At 62.7% G+C, this 14,724-nt stretch carries 20 protein-coding genes and 2 pseudogenes; 13 read left to right on the top strand and 9 right to left on the bottom strand.

Translation table 11 applies throughout. The annotated features are described in order from the left end of the window. Window positions 1–9 precede the first annotated feature (9 nt). Window positions 10–513 (bottom strand): tail fiber domain-containing protein, encoded by a 504-nt coding sequence (locus AC1DVN_RS08815; RefSeq protein WP_030244807.1) that lies wholly within the window; start codon window positions 511–513, stop codon window positions 10–12. Next, the gene (locus AC1DVN_RS08810; RefSeq protein WP_021333694.1) at window positions 497–625 is read right to left on the bottom strand and encodes a hypothetical protein; all 129 of its coding nucleotides are present in this window, start codon (window positions 623–625) and stop codon (window positions 497–499) included. The genes AC1DVN_RS08815 and AC1DVN_RS08810 overlap by 17 nt, the downstream gene beginning before the upstream one ends. Window positions 626–913: 288 nt before the next feature. Here AC1DVN_RS08810 and AC1DVN_RS08805 point away from each other — a divergent pair, with 288 nt between their 5' ends. Then, window positions 914–1,078, top strand: a complete 165-nt coding sequence (locus AC1DVN_RS08805) for a hypothetical protein (protein ID WP_019748819.1) — start codon at window positions 914–916, stop codon at window positions 1,076–1,078. A gap of 5 nt (window positions 1,079–1,083) precedes the next feature. Here the strand turns inward: AC1DVN_RS08805 and AC1DVN_RS08800 are convergent, their stop codons facing one another. The 3 genes from AC1DVN_RS08800 to AC1DVN_RS08790 form a co-directional block, all read right to left on the bottom strand. After that, window positions 1,084–1,458 (bottom strand): VOC family protein, encoded by a 375-nt coding sequence (locus AC1DVN_RS08800; RefSeq protein WP_019748818.1) that lies wholly within the window; start codon window positions 1,456–1,458, stop codon window positions 1,084–1,086. Between the two features lie 29 nt (window positions 1,459–1,487). After that, a complete protein-coding gene (locus AC1DVN_RS08795; RefSeq protein ID WP_020969823.1) occupies window positions 1,488–1,901 on the bottom strand; it encodes a VOC family protein in 414 nt (137 codons plus the stop codon). A gap of 101 nt (window positions 1,902–2,002) precedes the next feature. Further along, window positions 2,003–2,575, bottom strand: coding sequence for a helix-turn-helix domain-containing protein (locus tag AC1DVN_RS08790; protein ID WP_477993719.1), 573 nt, complete (start codon window positions 2,573–2,575; stop codon window positions 2,003–2,005). A 64-nt stretch (window positions 2,576–2,639) separates the two neighbouring features. Between AC1DVN_RS08790 and AC1DVN_RS08785 the strand changes: the two genes are divergently transcribed. Then, complete coding sequence (locus tag AC1DVN_RS08785; protein ID WP_477993718.1) at window positions 2,640–3,335, top strand: AzlC family ABC transporter permease; 696 nt, start codon at window positions 2,640–2,642, stop codon at window positions 3,333–3,335. Further along, on the top strand, window positions 3,332–3,652 hold the full coding sequence (locus tag AC1DVN_RS08780; protein ID WP_020969820.1) for an AzlD domain-containing protein: 321 nt from the start codon (window positions 3,332–3,334) through the stop codon (window positions 3,650–3,652). The genes AC1DVN_RS08785 and AC1DVN_RS08780 overlap by 4 nt, the downstream gene beginning before the upstream one ends. On the opposite strand, the gene AC1DVN_RS08775 is transcribed toward AC1DVN_RS08780, so the two are convergent. Continuing rightward, window positions 3,638–4,294, bottom strand: a complete 657-nt coding sequence (locus AC1DVN_RS08775) for a TetR/AcrR family transcriptional regulator C-terminal domain-containing protein (RefSeq protein WP_113684156.1) — start codon at window positions 4,292–4,294, stop codon at window positions 3,638–3,640. The genes AC1DVN_RS08780 and AC1DVN_RS08775 overlap by 15 nt on opposite strands. Before the next feature lie 164 nt (window positions 4,295–4,458). Here AC1DVN_RS08775 and bioB point away from each other — a divergent pair. The 3 genes and pseudogenes from bioB to AC1DVN_RS08760 all read left to right on the top strand — a co-directional run. Then, window positions 4,459–5,454, top strand: a pseudogene (gene bioB / locus AC1DVN_RS08770) (biotin synthase BioB); the annotation flags it as partial. Beyond that, window positions 5,432–5,632 carry a biotin synthase auxiliary protein BsaP gene (bsaP, locus tag AC1DVN_RS08765; RefSeq protein ID WP_477993775.1) on the top strand — a complete coding sequence of 67 codons (201 nt, stop codon included), beginning with the start codon at window positions 5,432–5,434 and terminating at the stop codon, window positions 5,630–5,632. The pseudogene bioB and the gene bsaP, both read left to right, overlap by 23 nt. A gap of 11 nt (window positions 5,633–5,643) precedes the next feature. Beyond that, entirely contained in the window at window positions 5,644–6,234 is a 591-nt protein-coding gene (locus AC1DVN_RS08760; protein ID WP_477993717.1) for a DUF2567 domain-containing protein, read from the top strand. 45 nt (window positions 6,235–6,279) lie between these two features. Here the strand turns inward: AC1DVN_RS08760 and AC1DVN_RS08755 are convergent, their stop codons facing one another. Further along, window positions 6,280–7,110: an SDR family NAD(P)-dependent oxidoreductase gene (locus AC1DVN_RS08755; RefSeq protein ID WP_283385378.1), complete on the bottom strand. Its 831-nt coding sequence runs from the start codon at window positions 7,108–7,110 to the stop codon at window positions 6,280–6,282. An 83-nt stretch (window positions 7,111–7,193) separates the two neighbouring features. Between AC1DVN_RS08755 and AC1DVN_RS08750 the strand changes: the two genes are divergently transcribed. Together AC1DVN_RS08750 and AC1DVN_RS08745 are read left to right on the top strand one after the other, a co-directional pair. Next, complete coding sequence (locus AC1DVN_RS08750; RefSeq protein WP_019748809.1) at window positions 7,194–7,796, top strand: TetR/AcrR family transcriptional regulator; 603 nt, start codon at window positions 7,194–7,196, stop codon at window positions 7,794–7,796. A 110-nt stretch (window positions 7,797–7,906) separates the two neighbouring features. Further along, window positions 7,907–8,239 carry an SDR family NAD(P)-dependent oxidoreductase gene (locus AC1DVN_RS08745; protein ID WP_029255524.1) on the top strand — a complete coding sequence of 111 codons (333 nt, stop codon included), beginning with the start codon at window positions 7,907–7,909 and terminating at the stop codon, window positions 8,237–8,239. Between the two features lie 14 nt (window positions 8,240–8,253). On the opposite strand, the gene AC1DVN_RS08740 is transcribed toward AC1DVN_RS08745, so the two are convergent. Continuing rightward, window positions 8,254–8,982, bottom strand: coding sequence for an NUDIX hydrolase (locus tag AC1DVN_RS08740; protein WP_477993716.1), 729 nt, complete (start codon window positions 8,980–8,982; stop codon window positions 8,254–8,256). A gap of 102 nt (window positions 8,983–9,084) precedes the next feature. On the opposite strand from AC1DVN_RS08740, the gene nadA reads away from it, so the two are divergent. From nadA to nadC, 3 genes are read left to right on the top strand one after another with little or no spacing between them, the layout of a single operon-like run. Next, window positions 9,085–10,122, top strand: a complete 1,038-nt coding sequence (gene nadA / locus AC1DVN_RS08735; protein WP_020908027.1) for a quinolinate synthase NadA — start codon at window positions 9,085–9,087, stop codon at window positions 10,120–10,122. After that, complete coding sequence (locus AC1DVN_RS08730; RefSeq protein WP_029255523.1) at window positions 10,119–11,690, top strand: L-aspartate oxidase; 1,572 nt, start codon at window positions 10,119–10,121, stop codon at window positions 11,688–11,690. The genes nadA and AC1DVN_RS08730 overlap by 4 nt, the downstream gene beginning before the upstream one ends. Next, on the top strand, window positions 11,690–12,562 hold the full coding sequence (gene nadC / locus AC1DVN_RS08725; RefSeq protein ID WP_003941805.1) for a carboxylating nicotinate-nucleotide diphosphorylase: 873 nt from the start codon (window positions 11,690–11,692) through the stop codon (window positions 12,560–12,562). Before AC1DVN_RS08730 ends, nadC begins: the two co-directional genes overlap by 1 nt. 6 nt (window positions 12,563–12,568) lie before the next feature. On the opposite strand, the gene AC1DVN_RS08720 is transcribed toward nadC, so the two are convergent. Next, entirely contained in the window at window positions 12,569–13,477 is a 909-nt protein-coding gene (locus AC1DVN_RS08720; RefSeq protein WP_020908025.1) for a LysR family transcriptional regulator, read from the bottom strand. Window positions 13,478–13,548: 71 nt separating this feature from the next. Here AC1DVN_RS08720 and dapA point away from each other — a divergent pair, with 71 nt between their 5' ends. Both dapA and AC1DVN_RS08710 read left to right on the top strand, forming a co-directional pair. After that, window positions 13,549–14,442, top strand: a complete 894-nt coding sequence (dapA, locus tag AC1DVN_RS08715) for a 4-hydroxy-tetrahydrodipicolinate synthase (protein ID WP_477993715.1) — start codon at window positions 13,549–13,551, stop codon at window positions 14,440–14,442. A gap of 48 nt (window positions 14,443–14,490) precedes the next feature. Further along, window positions 14,491–14,724 (top strand): annotated as a pseudogene (locus AC1DVN_RS08710) (HNH endonuclease); the annotation flags it as partial.

Genomic DNA, 14,724 nt, shown 5'->3' with positions numbered 1-14,724 from the left:
CCGAACAAACTACAGACCTGCGGACCTACCGAACTCGTCGAGCGGCGGGGGTGTGTGACTGTTGTTGACCTTTAATGCATTTCGATCCGTGCCCGTGCCTCCCAGTTCTTCGTGCAGTCTGTCCATGTCCTTCTCGAGCGCGCTGACCTTTGTCTCGAGGGCGAGAACTTTGCGGTTCAATGCTTGGATGCTCGCCATGCAGACGCCGTTTGCATCGACGGCCGAGATCCGACGGGTGTTGGATCCCAGGCCGAAGACTGCGGCAAAATCCTGTGCCATCGGTCCGAGATGACGGATCGACTTGTGGTCGAAACCGTAACTCCACGTGCTGATTCGGAGAGCCGTCAACCGGTCGAGCACGTCCTGGGCGCTGGTGGGAACGGCTGCGTCTGTGTCCACGCCGCGGCGACGCGTGGCGTGCGAGAGCACCCACTGCGCTGGGTGGCGCATCGCCGCGTTGACCCGAGTGCCCAAATATTCAGTGCGCTCGCCCTCGTCAGGCGGTGAGGTCACGTCGCGCAGTTTTGACGGTCTTGTCGCTCAGCAGTATTCCCGCTCCCGCGCCCAGTAGTCCGAGGCCGATTCCGACAGCAGCGCTGCCGAGGCCCAAAGCAATTCCCAACATGATTCCTCCAAAAATTGTGCGGTGAATTGAGGGGCCAGGTGTCCGACGAAAGTGCTGCCGACCTGCTCCGCGCTCATCTTTCACATTGCTCCGCCGTGCGGGCGATGACAACCCGTCTGGACCGAATTTCTCGTGGAAAACACAGGCGTGCAACACTGGGTCAAGAACTGCTGGGTCATCGGCGCCTTGTCGGCGCCGTACGGGCGGCAGTAATCAAGTAGCCATCGACCGATCTCTAACGCAGGTTTATCTGCGCGCGGCAACGATGACCAGGCAAAAGGGTGGCATGTGAACGAATCGAGCAATGGCTTGTTTTCCGACCTCAGCGCGTCGGAGCCCGTTGTCGACGCAAAAAGCGCCGAGCAACTGGCGGCCGAGCGTGAAACTGCGGCAGCAGAACGCTCGAACACCGACACCGCTGAACAGCGGCAGTCACAGCTGTTCAGCGGTTAAGCGCGTCAGGACTCCTTGATTACCGATAGAACATTGCCGGCTGGATCGGTGAACCACGCGATGTCGGGGCCGTTGCCACGCATGATGCCTCGCGCATCCTGGGGGAATCCGTCGTATTTCAGAAACTCCACGCCACGTGCGGTCAGTTGATCGACGGTTGTGTCGATGTCGTCGACGACGAAGTTGAGAATCGTGTACGTCGCCGCTTCGTGATTCGGTTTGGGATAGACGAGGATTTCGGTTCCGCCGGCAAGATGTAGCCGAATCAGCCCCATGTCTTCATCGGTCACTTTCAGCCCGAGTATTTCGCCGTAGAACTTCTTTGCAGCATCGATGTCTGTCACCGAAAATCCGCTGAATGCTTTGGTGTCCGCAAGCATGACTGTCTCCGTTCCTAGCTGGTGTCGGACTAGGTGGGTTGGGAATCCGTCATTCCGGATTCCATATCGGTCCTGGCTTCCTCGCTGAACTCGATGATCTGAACGTAGTTTCCGTCGGGGTCGATCGCGGTGGCGAACAAACTGCCCCCGCGGACTTCGAGCGGAGCGTGCCAGTTTCCGCCGAGTGCGTCGATGCGCTGTGCGATCGACCGGGCGTCGTCGGTCTCGACGTTGAGGAACATGCGACCCGGTTGGGGGTTGGTCTCACCGACGTCGTCGCGTCTGTCGAGCATTACGTAGAAACCGTTGAAGTCGAGGACGTCGTAGCCAGGGTCACCGGGAGTCCGGTCGACCTTCGGGGCGAACGCCTCGGCGTACCAGTCGCGCAAGCGTTCGGGGTTGGTGCTCGAGAGCAAAATGCTGCTGATGCTGGATCCGGACATGGGTCCTCCTGCTGTCGGTCGTTACTGTCGTCGGCAATCGAGGCTCTGGCCACATCACCTCCCAGATACAGACTTCCCGCAGCGGCGAAACTCATCGCGGCTCAGAAGTGTTCCGACACCATGATCGCCGTCGTCCCTGGTTCGAGCGCCCGAAAGATGTGCTCCTCGTCGCCGGGATAAGCGAGATAGTCGCCCGGTCCGAGCTCGATCGGATCTGCAGTGGGCCCGACCTCCGCTCGCCCGGTGCCGATCACAACGTGTTCGGTGGTGCCGCGCGCATGCGGAGTCGAAACACGCGGCTCGCCCGGTTCGGCGACTATCCGATACAGATCACGTCGTGCGTTCGGTGGGCTCGGCGCCAAGAGCGTCGCGATGTACGACGCGTTTGCCGACGCAATCGCGGGACCTTCTCCGGCTCGAATCAATTGAACGGTCTGTGCCTGCGAGTCGACGAGTTGTGAGAACGGCACACCCAACGCGTTGCCGAGTGCCCACAGTGTTTCGAGGCTCGGGTTCCCGAGGCCGGATTCGAGTTGGGAGAGTGTGGATTTGGCGATGTCGGCGCGCCGCGCCACCTCCGAGAGGCTCAAGCCTGCTCGGGCACGTTCGCGTTTGAGTGCGACGGCGACCAGTTTCTGAGGAGTCTCCGCTGTATCCGTTTCATTACTGGGCATCGTTCGATTCTCCGATCGGTCGTTCTACTTGACGAACGGTGTCACTTCGTTCAACATAGAATACATGCGTTCTTTATGGCGAACAGTTGATCGAGACACGGTTCGGGTGAGCGTGCTGATCTGTCTCTCCGTAGCCATCGTCGGAGTGTCCTACGGTGTGACGGCAGGATCGGCTGGATTCTCGTTGTGGCAGCTTTCGGCATTGGCTGTACTCGTTCTGGGAGCGTCTTCGGAGTTCTTGTTCATCGGAATCATCGCAGCCGGAGGCAGTGCCACCGCTGCTGTTGTGGCGGGCTTGTTGATCAACTCACGTAACTTCGCCTACGGGATGTCCGCAGGATCATTTCTCGGCACGGGTCGCTACAAAGATTCAGGCTGGCGCAGTATGGTCGGCGCGCACCTGGTCAATGACGAAAGCGTCGCGGTCGCCATGGCGCAGGGATCGGTGGAGCGTAAGCGTGCGGCTTTTTGGTTCTGTGGAATCGGGATCGCGGTGTCGTGGCCGATCGGAGCGCTGCTGGGCGGGTTGCTCGGCAGCGTCGTCCGAGACCCCGGCGTGTTGGGATTGGATGCCGCGTTTCCGGCTGTCATTCTGGCCCTTGTCCTGCCTGCGCTGAAGGAAAAGGTGACGCTGCTTGCCGCCCTGATCGGTGCAGCAGTCGCGGTGGCCACGTCGCCGTTCCTGCCGCCCGGTACCGCGCCGCTCGTAGCGCTGCTGAGTATCGCGGTGACGATACCGTTCCGGGAGAAGGTTCGATGAACACCGCGTCGGTCTGGATCGGTATTGTCGTGTTCGCTTGCGGCTCTTACGCTTTGCGGGCAAGTGGCGTTCTGCTCCGCGCTCGGGTGAAGCTTTCGAGATTTGCCGAGAAAACCCTCGATCGTGCTGTCGTGGTGCTGCTGCTTGCAGTGGTTGCGACATCGACGATCTTCACCGGGCATGACGTTGCGGGGCCGGCGCGGATGCTTGGCGTGGTGGCCGGAGGCATCTGCGCCTGGTTCAAGGCGCCATTGGTACTAGTGGTGATTGTCGCGGCCGGCACTACTGCACTACTACGGCTGTCAGGGGTGTCGTAGAGCCGATTCGGTGCGCGTTGAATGTGTGGTCGAATTCAGGCGAGTGCGGATGCCGTCGATGAACAGGTCCAGGCCGAACTGGAAGCGCACTGTCGGATCGCCGTCGAGGAGGTCCTCGTCGGAACCGCCGCCGATCACCTCGGGGGAGTCGGGGGAAATGGGTGCTCGGGTAAGTGCCCCCATTTCTTCCATCTGCGCTCGGGACTGCTCGTCGACGGTGTGGCCGAGCACGTAGTACAGCAGGGCGTACGCCGCGAGTTGGGCATGCTCGCGTGATAGCCCGGATTCTTCGCCGGCGTGTACGAAGTGCTCGCGCACCTTGCTGCTTGTCATCCGCGAGGCGAAGGTGGCACTGACCAACTCGGCGCCGTCGCGGTGCGTCAGCAGGGCAGACCGAAGTCTGTGTGCCAGTTCGGAATACGCCTCTTGCCACGTGTCTGCGTCTACGGGGGTGTCGAGGTCTTCGAGGATCTTGTCGACGACCGCACCGAGCAAGGTCTGCTTGTTCGGGAAGTGCCAGTACAGGGCGCCGGGTTGGACACCCAGTGACGTTGCGAGCCTGCGCATCGTGAGGTCGGCAAGTCCGAACTCGTCGAGTATCGCCATGGCGCCGTCCAGCACGTCGCCGCGTCGCAACTGCACTTGTTGTTCCCCTCGTTTCGTCCCGCTGTGGGGCGCTCGCGATCGGATGTCGATCGGACCCGCCTTTGACAGTATTCCACCACGTCTCTAACGTGAACACCGTTCAACTTGTACGGTGTTCAATTTTGCTGGTTTCGAAGGAGACGTCTGTGACCCCGCCCCCGATTAGCACGGCCCCTGCGACGGTCGACATCCTCGACCAGGCGCGTGAGCAAGTTCTCGAAAGAGGAGTTGGCCTGACCGAAAGCCAGGTGCTCGACGTACTCCGACTCGACGACGACAGGCTCGAAGACCTGCTGGCTCTCGCCCACGATGTGCGTATGAAATGGTGTGGACCGGAGGTCGAGGTCGAGGGCATCATCAGCCTCAAGACGGGCGGTTGCCCCGAGGACTGCCATTTCTGCTCGCAGTCCGGACTCTTCCAGTCGCCGGTTCGCGCGGCCTGGTTGGACATCCCGAGCCTGGTGGAAGCTGCCAAGCAGACTGCGAAGTCGGGCGCCACCGAGTTCTGCATCGTGGCCGCCGTCCGCGGACCTGACGCCCGGTTGCTCGCTCAGGTAGCGGCAGGTATCGAGGCGATCCGCAATGAGGTCGACATCCAGATAGCCTGCTCGCTCGGCATGCTGACCCAGGAACAGGTCGACCAACTGGCCGCCATGGGTGTGCACCGGTACAACCACAACTTGGAGACCTCGAAGTCGCATTTCCCGAACGTCGTGACCACACACTCGTGGGAAGAGCGGTGGAACACGCTTCGGATGGTTCGCGAAGCAGGCATGGAAGTGTGCTGCGGCGGAATCCTCGGTATGGGTGAATCATTGGAGCAGCGCGCAGAATTTGCCGCGAACTTGGCTGAACTCGAGCCGGACGAGGTCCCGCTCAACTTCCTCAACCCGCGTCCCGGCACCCCCTTCGGGGATCTGGATGTGCTGCCCGCCAGCGAGGCGCTCAAGTCCGTGGCGGCATTCCGTCTCGCGCTGCCCCGCACGATCCTGCGCTTCGCGGGTGGACGCGAGATCACCCTCGGCGACCTGGGTGCCAAGCAGGGCATCCTCGGCGGAATCAACGCCGTCATCGTCGGCAACTACCTGACCACCCTCGGGCGTCCCGCCGAGAAGGATCTGGATTTGTTGGTGGATCTGCAGATGCCGATCAAAGCCCCCCCCCCCCCCCCCCCCCCCCCCCCCCCCCCCGACTGCGGCGTCGATGGGGCTAGAGCCGCCTCGCTTCTGCGAGCAGTGCGGGCGCCGCATGATCGTTCAGGTCAGCCCTGACGGATGGTGGGCGAAATGCTCTCGACACGGTGTCGTCGACTCGATCGACGCCGCCCGCAGGTAGCGTCACTCTGTGTGATCTCTCTTCGGCAGACTCGTCTGCGCACCGCGATCGTGATCGCCGCAACCACTGCGGGCGTGAGCGTGCTCGTCGGTGTGGTGTGGGCGTTCTTGGCTCCGGCCGAGCACCTGTTGGTGGTGTCCGAGGGGCGCGGCGTCGCGTTGACGGGTGAGAGCCTCCATCAGTTCGACGCGAGTGCTGTGTTCATCTGGCTGGCACTGATCGTCGGTGTGCTGTCGGCAGTAGCGGCGTGGTTGGCGCGTCTGAGTCGAGGCCCGTATGCCCTGGGCGGGTTGATAGTCGGCTCGGCGGCAGGTGCCGGACTGATGGCACTCGTGGGTTCGGGCGTGACAAAACTGCGTTTCCCCACCGCCGACAATCCGGCGGTCGGGGAGATCATCGCGCGTGCACCGAACATCGGCACGTTGCTCGTGCTTCTGTTTCAGCCGCTTGTGGCGTGCGTCGTGACTTTGGTTCTCGCAGTGCTCAATCCGTACGACGACCTCGGTGTGGGGGACCACCCGGAATCTGGGGATCCGGAATCTGGAGATCCGGCCACCGAGGCCGAACAGACCGACGACGAGGTCCAGCCGAAACTCCCGTAGCCGTTGCTTCTATACAGCCGTTGCTTCTATACAGCCGACGCTTCTCTATACCGCCGACGTCGACGGGCGGTTCGCTGCGGACTTCATTCGCACGTCACCCAACAGTCGACCCGAAATCAACGCTCCCAACCGGCGGGTTGCGAAGCGAGTGCTGATCGAGGACACCCAATTCGGCAAACCTGATACGACTGTCGGCGGTGCGTTGCGTCGATCCAGTGCCCGGAAAGCTGTATCCACCACCTGAGTTGCCGTCTGCATTCGCCCGACCGCAGCATCTTCGGAGCCGACGACGTCGAAGAACTCGGTTCGTGTCGGGCCGGGGCACACCGCCAATACGGTCAATCCGCTGCCGCGAGCTTCTGCCCAGAGTGCTTCGGTGAAGTTGAGTACAAAAGCCTTGGACGCGCCGTAGACGGCCATGCCAGGGGTCGGCTGGAACGACGCCGTGCTCGCGATGTTGACGAGCGCTCCACGTCCGCCCAGGAGATCGGGCAGGAAGGTGTGCGTCAGTTCGACCAGCGTGGCGATGTTGAGCTGAATTTCGGACGTGACGCGCTCGAGATCTTCGTCCACGAATGCTCCGTGTGTTCCGAATCCGGCGTTGTTGATCAGCGAGGTGACGGTGATGCCACGGTTTGTCAGATCCTGGTGCAGTGTTGCGCCGACGCCGGGCGCCGCCAGGTCGGCAGGCAGAACTGTGACTGTGATGCCGTGGGCGACGCGGAGTTCGGTAGCGAGGGCTTCGAGGCGATCTGCCCGCCTGGCGACGAGAACCAGATTTGCACCGCGAGCGGCGAAGCGGTGAGCGAATTCCACTCCGAGCCCAGCGCTGGCTCCGGTGATGAGGACGGTGGTTCCGGCTACGTCGATGGCCATGGTGGCTCCTTCGGTTCGGGTGATCCCAAATGTAGGCACTGACACCATAGTTGTCAATGACAACATTTTGATATGGTGCCACCATGCCCGCCCACGAACAGCCGTACCACCACGGCAGCCTGCGACAGGAACTCCTGGCGTCAGCTGAAGCGACCCTCGAGCGTGATGGCGTCGACAAGTTGTCGCTGCGGCAGCTTGCGCGCGAGGCGGGCGTGAGTCACGCGGCCCCTGGCAAGCATTTTCGCGACCGTCAGGCTTTGCTCGACGCCTTGGCTGAAAGCGGATTCCATCGGATGACCGGTGCACTCGAGCGAGCAGTTTCGGAGGCGCCGCCGACCGCGAAAGCCCGGTTCTCCTCGCTCGCCAACGCCTATGTGGATTTTGCGTTGGAGCATCCGGGTCTGTTGTCTCTGATGTACAGCAACAAGCATGCACCGGGTGCGGCCGAGACTGTCGTGAACGCGGGGCACGCGACGATGGACCTGACCGTTCGGCTCGTATCGGAAGCGCAGGCTGCGGGTGACATTGCCGCCGGTGATCCGGAAAGTATTGCGCTGGTTGCCTTTGCGACGTTCCATGGCGTCGCGACGCTGGCCGCGGGCGGAATGTTGGGCGACGTGCCGGTCGGCGATGTGGTGAACGCGGCCTCGACGGTCTTCTGGGCGGGGCTGTCTCGATCTGCCTGATGTGTGGGGCGCGGAATCCCCAGAGTTCTCACAGAACCAACACAAGGGAGCCACAAGATTGCGGACTTACATGGGAGTCAAGAAGTTTGATTCCGAGTGGAGGTTTCGCAATGAGCGTTTCGGAGATCGCCCCGAACAGGGGAGTTGTACTTGTCACGGACATCGGATTCGAGCACGGTGCGCGTATCGCCACCGAGTTTCTCGACGCCGGTTGGAGCGTGGCGGTCACTGCGCGGACGGTGACAGAATTGGTGCGCATCATGGCGGGAAAACCGACCCATCGCTTCTTTGCGATAGTCGCTGATCCGACGGATCGTTGGCAGGCCGATCGGATTCTCGATCGGGTGACGACGCGGTTCGGCGCAATCAATCGGGTCATCGATCCGGCCGGCGCGGTGACCTCGGCGTGGCTGCAACGCGGAAGTTTCGAAGCCGTTGCCTGAGAACCTGATCGACGTCAGCTCGGGGGACGCAGTGCAGCGAACTCGTCGGTGACTCGCAAGGTGGAGTCGGTGAAGCGGTACAGGGCCGGTGGGCGTCCGCCCGACTTGCCGGACGGTGCGGTGTTGCCGGTGGGAGTCAGTACGCCTCGGCGACCCAGTACGCGTTGCAAGTTGGTTGCGTCGACTTGGTAACCGAGTGCAGCGCAGTAGATTTCACGCAGCGTCGACATCGCGAACTCTTCGGGAGCCAGCCCGAATGCGATGTTGGTGTAGGAGAGTTTTGCAGCCAGTCGATTACGCGCGTGCCGTACGACGGTTCCGTGGTCGAACGACATCTCCGGCAACTTCGAAACGGGGTGCCAGGCCGTGTCGGGTGGAAGTTGTGGGTCGGCGCTGAGGGGAACGAGTCCGAGGAAGGTCGACGCGATGCGGCGCGGGCCCGGCACTCGTTGTGGATCACTGAAGACGGAGAGTTGCTCGAGGTGGGCGACCTTTCGTAGGTCGACCTTCTCGGCGAGGAGTCGTCGAGCGGAGGTCGTCAGGTCCTCGTCGTCGCGCAAAGTGCCCCCGGGCAGTGACCATGTGCCTTTCTGCGGGTTGAGTGCGCGCTGCCACAGCAGCACGGCCAACTCTTCACGCCCTTGTGGGCAGTGATCGCCGTCACCTGCGGCGATGCTTGCGGGGAAGGTGTGAACTTGGAACACCGCTGCAAGCACTTCGTGGGTGGTGTTACTATTGGGCACGTTTTCGATCCTAAGTCGAAAACCTCGAATACGGAAATCCGGGCCAGCCCGTCCGGATTTGAACTGGGTGACGAGCCCGGGTTCACGGTGAAGGAGAACGCCATGACGACCACGACGTTATGGGAGGGATCGGCCTCGCAGATTCACGACGGCCCCGGCGGATACAACGGAGTCGAAGCGACCCCCGAGTGGGCCGCTGAGATCAAACGTCTGGCTCGCGAACGCGGCGCGACGATTCTTGCGCACAACTACCAGCTGCCTGCGATTCAGGACGTCGCCGATCATGTCGGCGACTCCCTGGCGCTTTCGCGAATCGCTGCCGAGGCGCCCGAGGACACGATTGTCTTCTGCGGTGTGCACTTCATGGCCGAGACCGCGAAGATCCTGTCGCCGTCCAAGACCGTGCTGATCCCGGACGAGCGTGCCGGCTGCTCTCTGGCCGACTCGATCAATGCCGAGCAGCTTCGTGAGTGGAAGGCCGACAACCCGAACGCTCTGGTGGTGTCGTACGTGAACACGACGGCAGAGGTGAAAGGTCTCACCGACATCTGCTGCACGTCGTCCAATGCCGTCGACGTGGTCAACTCGATTGATCCCGACCGGGAAGTTCTCTTCCTCCCGGACCAGTTCCTCGGAGCTCACGTCAAACGCGTCACAGGCCGCACCAACATGCAGATCTGGGCCGGTGAATGCCACGTCCACGCGGGCATCAACGGTGACGAGTTGACGGCGAAGTCCAAGGCTCACCCCGATGCCGAGCTTTTTGTGCACCCTGAATGCGGTTGCGCTACTTCGGCTCTGTACCTCGCCGGTGAAGGCGCGGTCCCCGCAGACAAGGTCAAGATCCTCTCCACCGGCGGAATGCTCGACGCTGCCCGCGTCACCAAGAGCAAGCAGGTTCTGGTCGCCACCGAGATCGGGATGCTGCACCAGTTGCGCAAGGCAGCGCCCGACGTCGATTTCCAGGCCGTCAACGACCGCGCGTCGTGCCCGTACATGAAGATGATCACGCCTGCCGCGTTGCTTCGCTGCCTTCTCGAGGGCAAGGACGAGGTCCACGTCGATCTCGAGATGGCCAAGCGTGCACAGAAATCGGTGCAGCGCATGATCGAGATCGGTAATCCGGGCGGCGGCGAGTGACCAGCCCTGCCGGGCGTTTCGCCTGGGAGGCTCATGCCGACCTGGTCGTCGTGGGAGGCGGTGTCGCGGGCCTCACCGCTGCGCGCACCGCTTCTCTGCGGGGGCTGAAAGTACTCACGGTCAGCAAGGGTGGTCCGACGGACACCTCGACTCAGTACGCGCAGGGCGGCATCGCAGTCGTCGACGATCTGAATACGGATTCCGTCGAGTCGCACGTTGCGGATACGTGTGAGGCCGGCGTCGGCTTGTGCGACGAGGAAGCCGTCTATTCCATCGTCGAAGCTGGTCACGACGCAGTTGCGGCGCTGGCCGCGTTGGGCGCGGTCTTCGATCGCGGGCGAGACGGCGAGGTGTCGCGCACCCGCGAGGGTGGGCACAGCACGCGTCGGATCATCCATGCGGGCGGCGACGCCACGGGCGCGGAAGTGCAGCGGGCTCTCAACGCTGCCGGCCTCCCCGTTCTGTTCGGTGCAGCGGCAGTCCAGGTGGTGACCAACCGGCGCGGGGTGTGTGGACTCATTGTCTCCTCGCCGGAAGGGCTCGGAGTGATCCATGCGCCCGCGGTACTGCTCGCTACCGGTGGACTCGGTCAGCTGTATGCCTGCAGTACAAATCCGCCCGGCGCAACTGCCGACGGAATCGCGTTGGCGCTCGAAGCAGGTGCGGCAATTGCGGATCTGGAATTCGTTCAGTTCCATCCGACGGTGCTCTTCACTCCGGGTGGAGTGGGTCGCCGGCCCTTGATCAGTGAGGCGGTCCGCGGCGAAGGTGCGATTCTTGTCGACACCAACGGCGATTCGGTCACCGCAGGTGTTCATCCGCTGGGTGATCTCGCCCCGCGTGACGTGGTCTCGCGCGCAATCGCAGCACGCCTACGAGATCTCGGTACCGATCACGTCTACCTCGACGCCCGCAAGCTCGACGGCTTCGATTCGCGGTTCCCGACGATCACCGCATCCTGTCTCGAAGCGGGCATCGATCCACGCACCCAACTCATTCCGGTCGCTCCGGCCGCGCACTACTCGTGCGGTGGAGTCGCCACCGACGTCCATGGACGAACGGGAGTGCCTGGACTCTACGCAGCCGGCGAAGTGGCTCGCACGGGATTGCACGGCGCGAATCGTCTTGCGTCCAACAGCCTTCTCGAGGGTTTGGTGGTCGGGGAGCGTGCCGGAATCGCAGCTGCCGAGCGTCGAGAGGTTCATGCCGAAGTGGTCAACGTGGTGCGCAAGCCGATGCCGATCCTCCCACGAGAGACTGTGCAGTCCGTCATGACAGCACACGCGTCGGTGGTTCGCGACGGAGGCGGTCTCCAGACTGCGCGAGCCGCGCTTGCCGACGCCGATCAGACAGTGGCGGTGGCTGCTGGGGACCTCGAAGACGCGGCGCTCACACTGACCGCGACAGCGTTGGTCGATGTAGCCGTGGCACGAACCGAGAGCCGAGGCTGTCACACCCGCACCGACTATCCTGAAACAGATCCGAATCAGCGTCGCAGCACTCGGATCAAGATGAGTGCCGATGGAGCGCTCGAAATACCAGACATGTTGTTGACAGGAGTTCATTGATGACCGAGCAGAAGATCCTGCCCGCGCCGCTCGACCGTGACGAACTGCTCACGTTGGTCAGGCTCGCTCTGGACGAGGATCTGCGCTATGGCCCCGATATCACTTCTACCGCAACGGTTCCCGCCGATGCGGTCGCGAAGGCCTCGGTCGTCTCACGCTCCTCGGGTACTGTCGCCGGCATCGACGTCGGACTGCTTGTTCTCGACGAGGTGATCGGCGCGGGTAACTACGAGGTCGTTGATCGGGTGGCCGACGGAACTCGGGTTGCGCCAGGTCAATCGGTGCTCACCGTCGTCGCGCCCACCCGCGGCCTTCTCACGGCAGAGCGGACGATGCTCAACCTCGTCTGCCATCTCTCGGGAATCGCCACGGCGACGTCGCAGTGGGTCGACGCCATCGCCGGCACTCATGCCAAAGTGCGGGACAGCCGAAAGACACTGCCCGGACTGCGTTCTCTGCAGAAATATGCAGTCCACGTGGGCGGAGGCGTCAACCACCGTATGGGATTGGGTGACGCGGCGTTGATCAAGGACAACCACGTTGCCGCTGCCGGTTCGGTGGTCGCAGCACTTCGTGCGGTCCGTGAGCTCGCGCCGGACATCGAGTGCGAAGTCGAGGTCGACAACCTCACTCAGCTCGACCAGGTGCTGGCAGAAAACGTGGAACTTGTTCTGCTGGACAACTTCCCGCTGTGGCAGACGCAGATCGCGGTCCAACGCCGAGACGCTGTTGCCCCCGAAACCAAGCTCGAGTCATCCGGTGGTCTCACCATCGACGTTGCCGCAGAGTACGCCCGAACCGGCGTCGACTACCTCGCTGTAGGTGCCTTGACGCACTCGGTGACAGTGCTCGACCTCGGGCTCGACATGTAGGTGCCGCTATTGCTCGGCGTCCAGCATTTGCGGGACGGCCGAGCGAAGCGCGCTTGTCACGGTTGCGACCGCCGGGTGAGCGTCGGAGCCGGCTCGGTGTGCAATCTTGGTCCTTCGTCGAATGGGCATCGGCGTCAGGCGCACTCCGAGTGGCGGATGGATGGCTCCGAGTTCCGGGACCAGTGAAACGCCCTGCCCTGCAGCGACGAGGGCGAGAACGGTGGCGAACTCGTCGATGTGGTGTCGCACTTTCGGGGTGAACCCGGCCGCTTGGCACGCGCGAATGGTCATTGCATGACAAGCAGTTCCGGGGATCGCAGTAATCCAGTGCTGCTCCACGCAGTCGGTCAGCGCGGTAATGGTGCTGTCGGGATCTGTAGCGGTGTCGTTCGACGCCAGATAGACCGATTCGCTGCACAGAGGCAACGCTGTCAGGCCCGGTTCGCTGGGACGAGGGACGAAGTCGTAGTCGTGAATCAACGCCAAGTCCAGATTCCCAGCTCGTAGGGCGTCGGCGACGTCCGCTGGGTCGATCTCCGAAACCATCGGTTCCAACCCGGGATGCTCGCGAGAGAGGGCGATCAATGCCGGCGGGAGGATCGCCCGTGCGGCGGTCGGGAACGTTCCGATGCGCAGCGGCCCCGCCAGTCCACGACGCGCGTCGACCAATTCGCCCGACGCCTGTTCCAGGCGTTGCAGGATGACTTCGGCATGACGTGCGAGGTTCTCACCGGCCGGCGTGAGGCGGACGCGACGGCCTGTTCGTTCCAGCAGCGGCACGCCGGCTTCACGTTCGAGGACGGCCAATTGCTGCGACACCGCGGAGGGACTGAACGACAGCGCCTCGGCAACGGCAACGATGGTTCCGCGCAGCGCTAGTTCGCGCAATAGCTTCAGTCGACGAACATCGAGCATCAGCTCAGCTTACGCTCGACGATGGAAATGCGAACTAGACCTATAAGGTCTGTTCGGTGAGGCTGAGTTCTATGACTACGACTCGAGTTGACCTGGCCGGAATCCATGTACCACTGATCACGCCCTTCGAGAGCGACGGTCGTATTGCAACCGACGCACTCGAACAGCTTGCGCACCAGGCCCTCTCCGACGGTGCGGTCGGACTCGTTGCGCTGGGGACTACAGCGGAAGCCGCAACCCTCACCGAGCAAGAGAGAGTGACCGTTCTGGATATCTGTGCGAGCGTGTGCCGTGCGAGAGGTGCGACGTTGATCGTGGGCGCGGGTAGCAACGACACGGCGGGCAGTGCGCAGGCGCTCGGGAGGCTGACTCGGTGGCCTGATGTCTCGGCGGCCTTGGTGCCGGTTCCCTCCTTCACGAGGCCGTCGAAAGCCGGTGTGGTGGCGCATTTCGCGCATCTGCAGTCGTCGAGCCGCGTGCCGCTGATCGTCTATCACGTGCCGTACCGAACTGCGTGCGATCTGGACAGCGGCACTTTGCGGGAGCTGGGTGCTTTGCCCGGGATTGTTGGTGTGAAGTATGCCGCGGGCGGTATCGACGCAGCTGCCGTCGAACTCTTCGCGGATCTTCCGGACGACTTCGCCGTACTGGCGGGGGATGATCTGTTTCTCGCGCCGCTTCTGGCCTTGGGTGCGTCAGGTGGAATCTTGGCGTCCGCTCATCTGTCGACCGCCGAGTTCGTGCGCCTGGTGAAGGCTTGGGACAGTGGAGATGTGGACAGTGTTCGCGATCTTGGGCGACGGTTGTCGACGCTGTCAGGAGCTCTCTTTTCCGAATCGAACCCGACTGTCATCAAGGGCGTGTTGCATGCATTGGGGCAGATTCCGACTCCCCATGTGCGACTGCCGTTGCTACCTGCGAGTGACGAATCGGTAGCGCGGGCGCTCGAGGTCTACCACTCTTGACTCGAACGGGTGTTCGAGTATTGTCTGGGGTGGGGATCGGGGGATTCAATGAGTGTCTATCTGTCGGATGTGGTGTCTGGTTCTGCGGTGGGGTTGCGCGGACGACTGTGGCGGTTGACGGCTTCTGAGTTGCGTGCTGCTGCGGTGTCGGCGAGTGTGGAGATTCTTCGTCTCGAGGCTGTGCGTGTGGCGGTGGTGGACGAGTTGTCGTTGCGGCCGGATGATCAGGTAATCGCGAGCCGCGGGGTGGGTTGCTGGTTGGCGGCAAACACGATGCTGCAG

This window comes from Rhodococcus sp. P4_E4, assembly GCF_056401575.1.
This window is presented reverse-complemented; position numbering and strand designations above follow the sequence as displayed.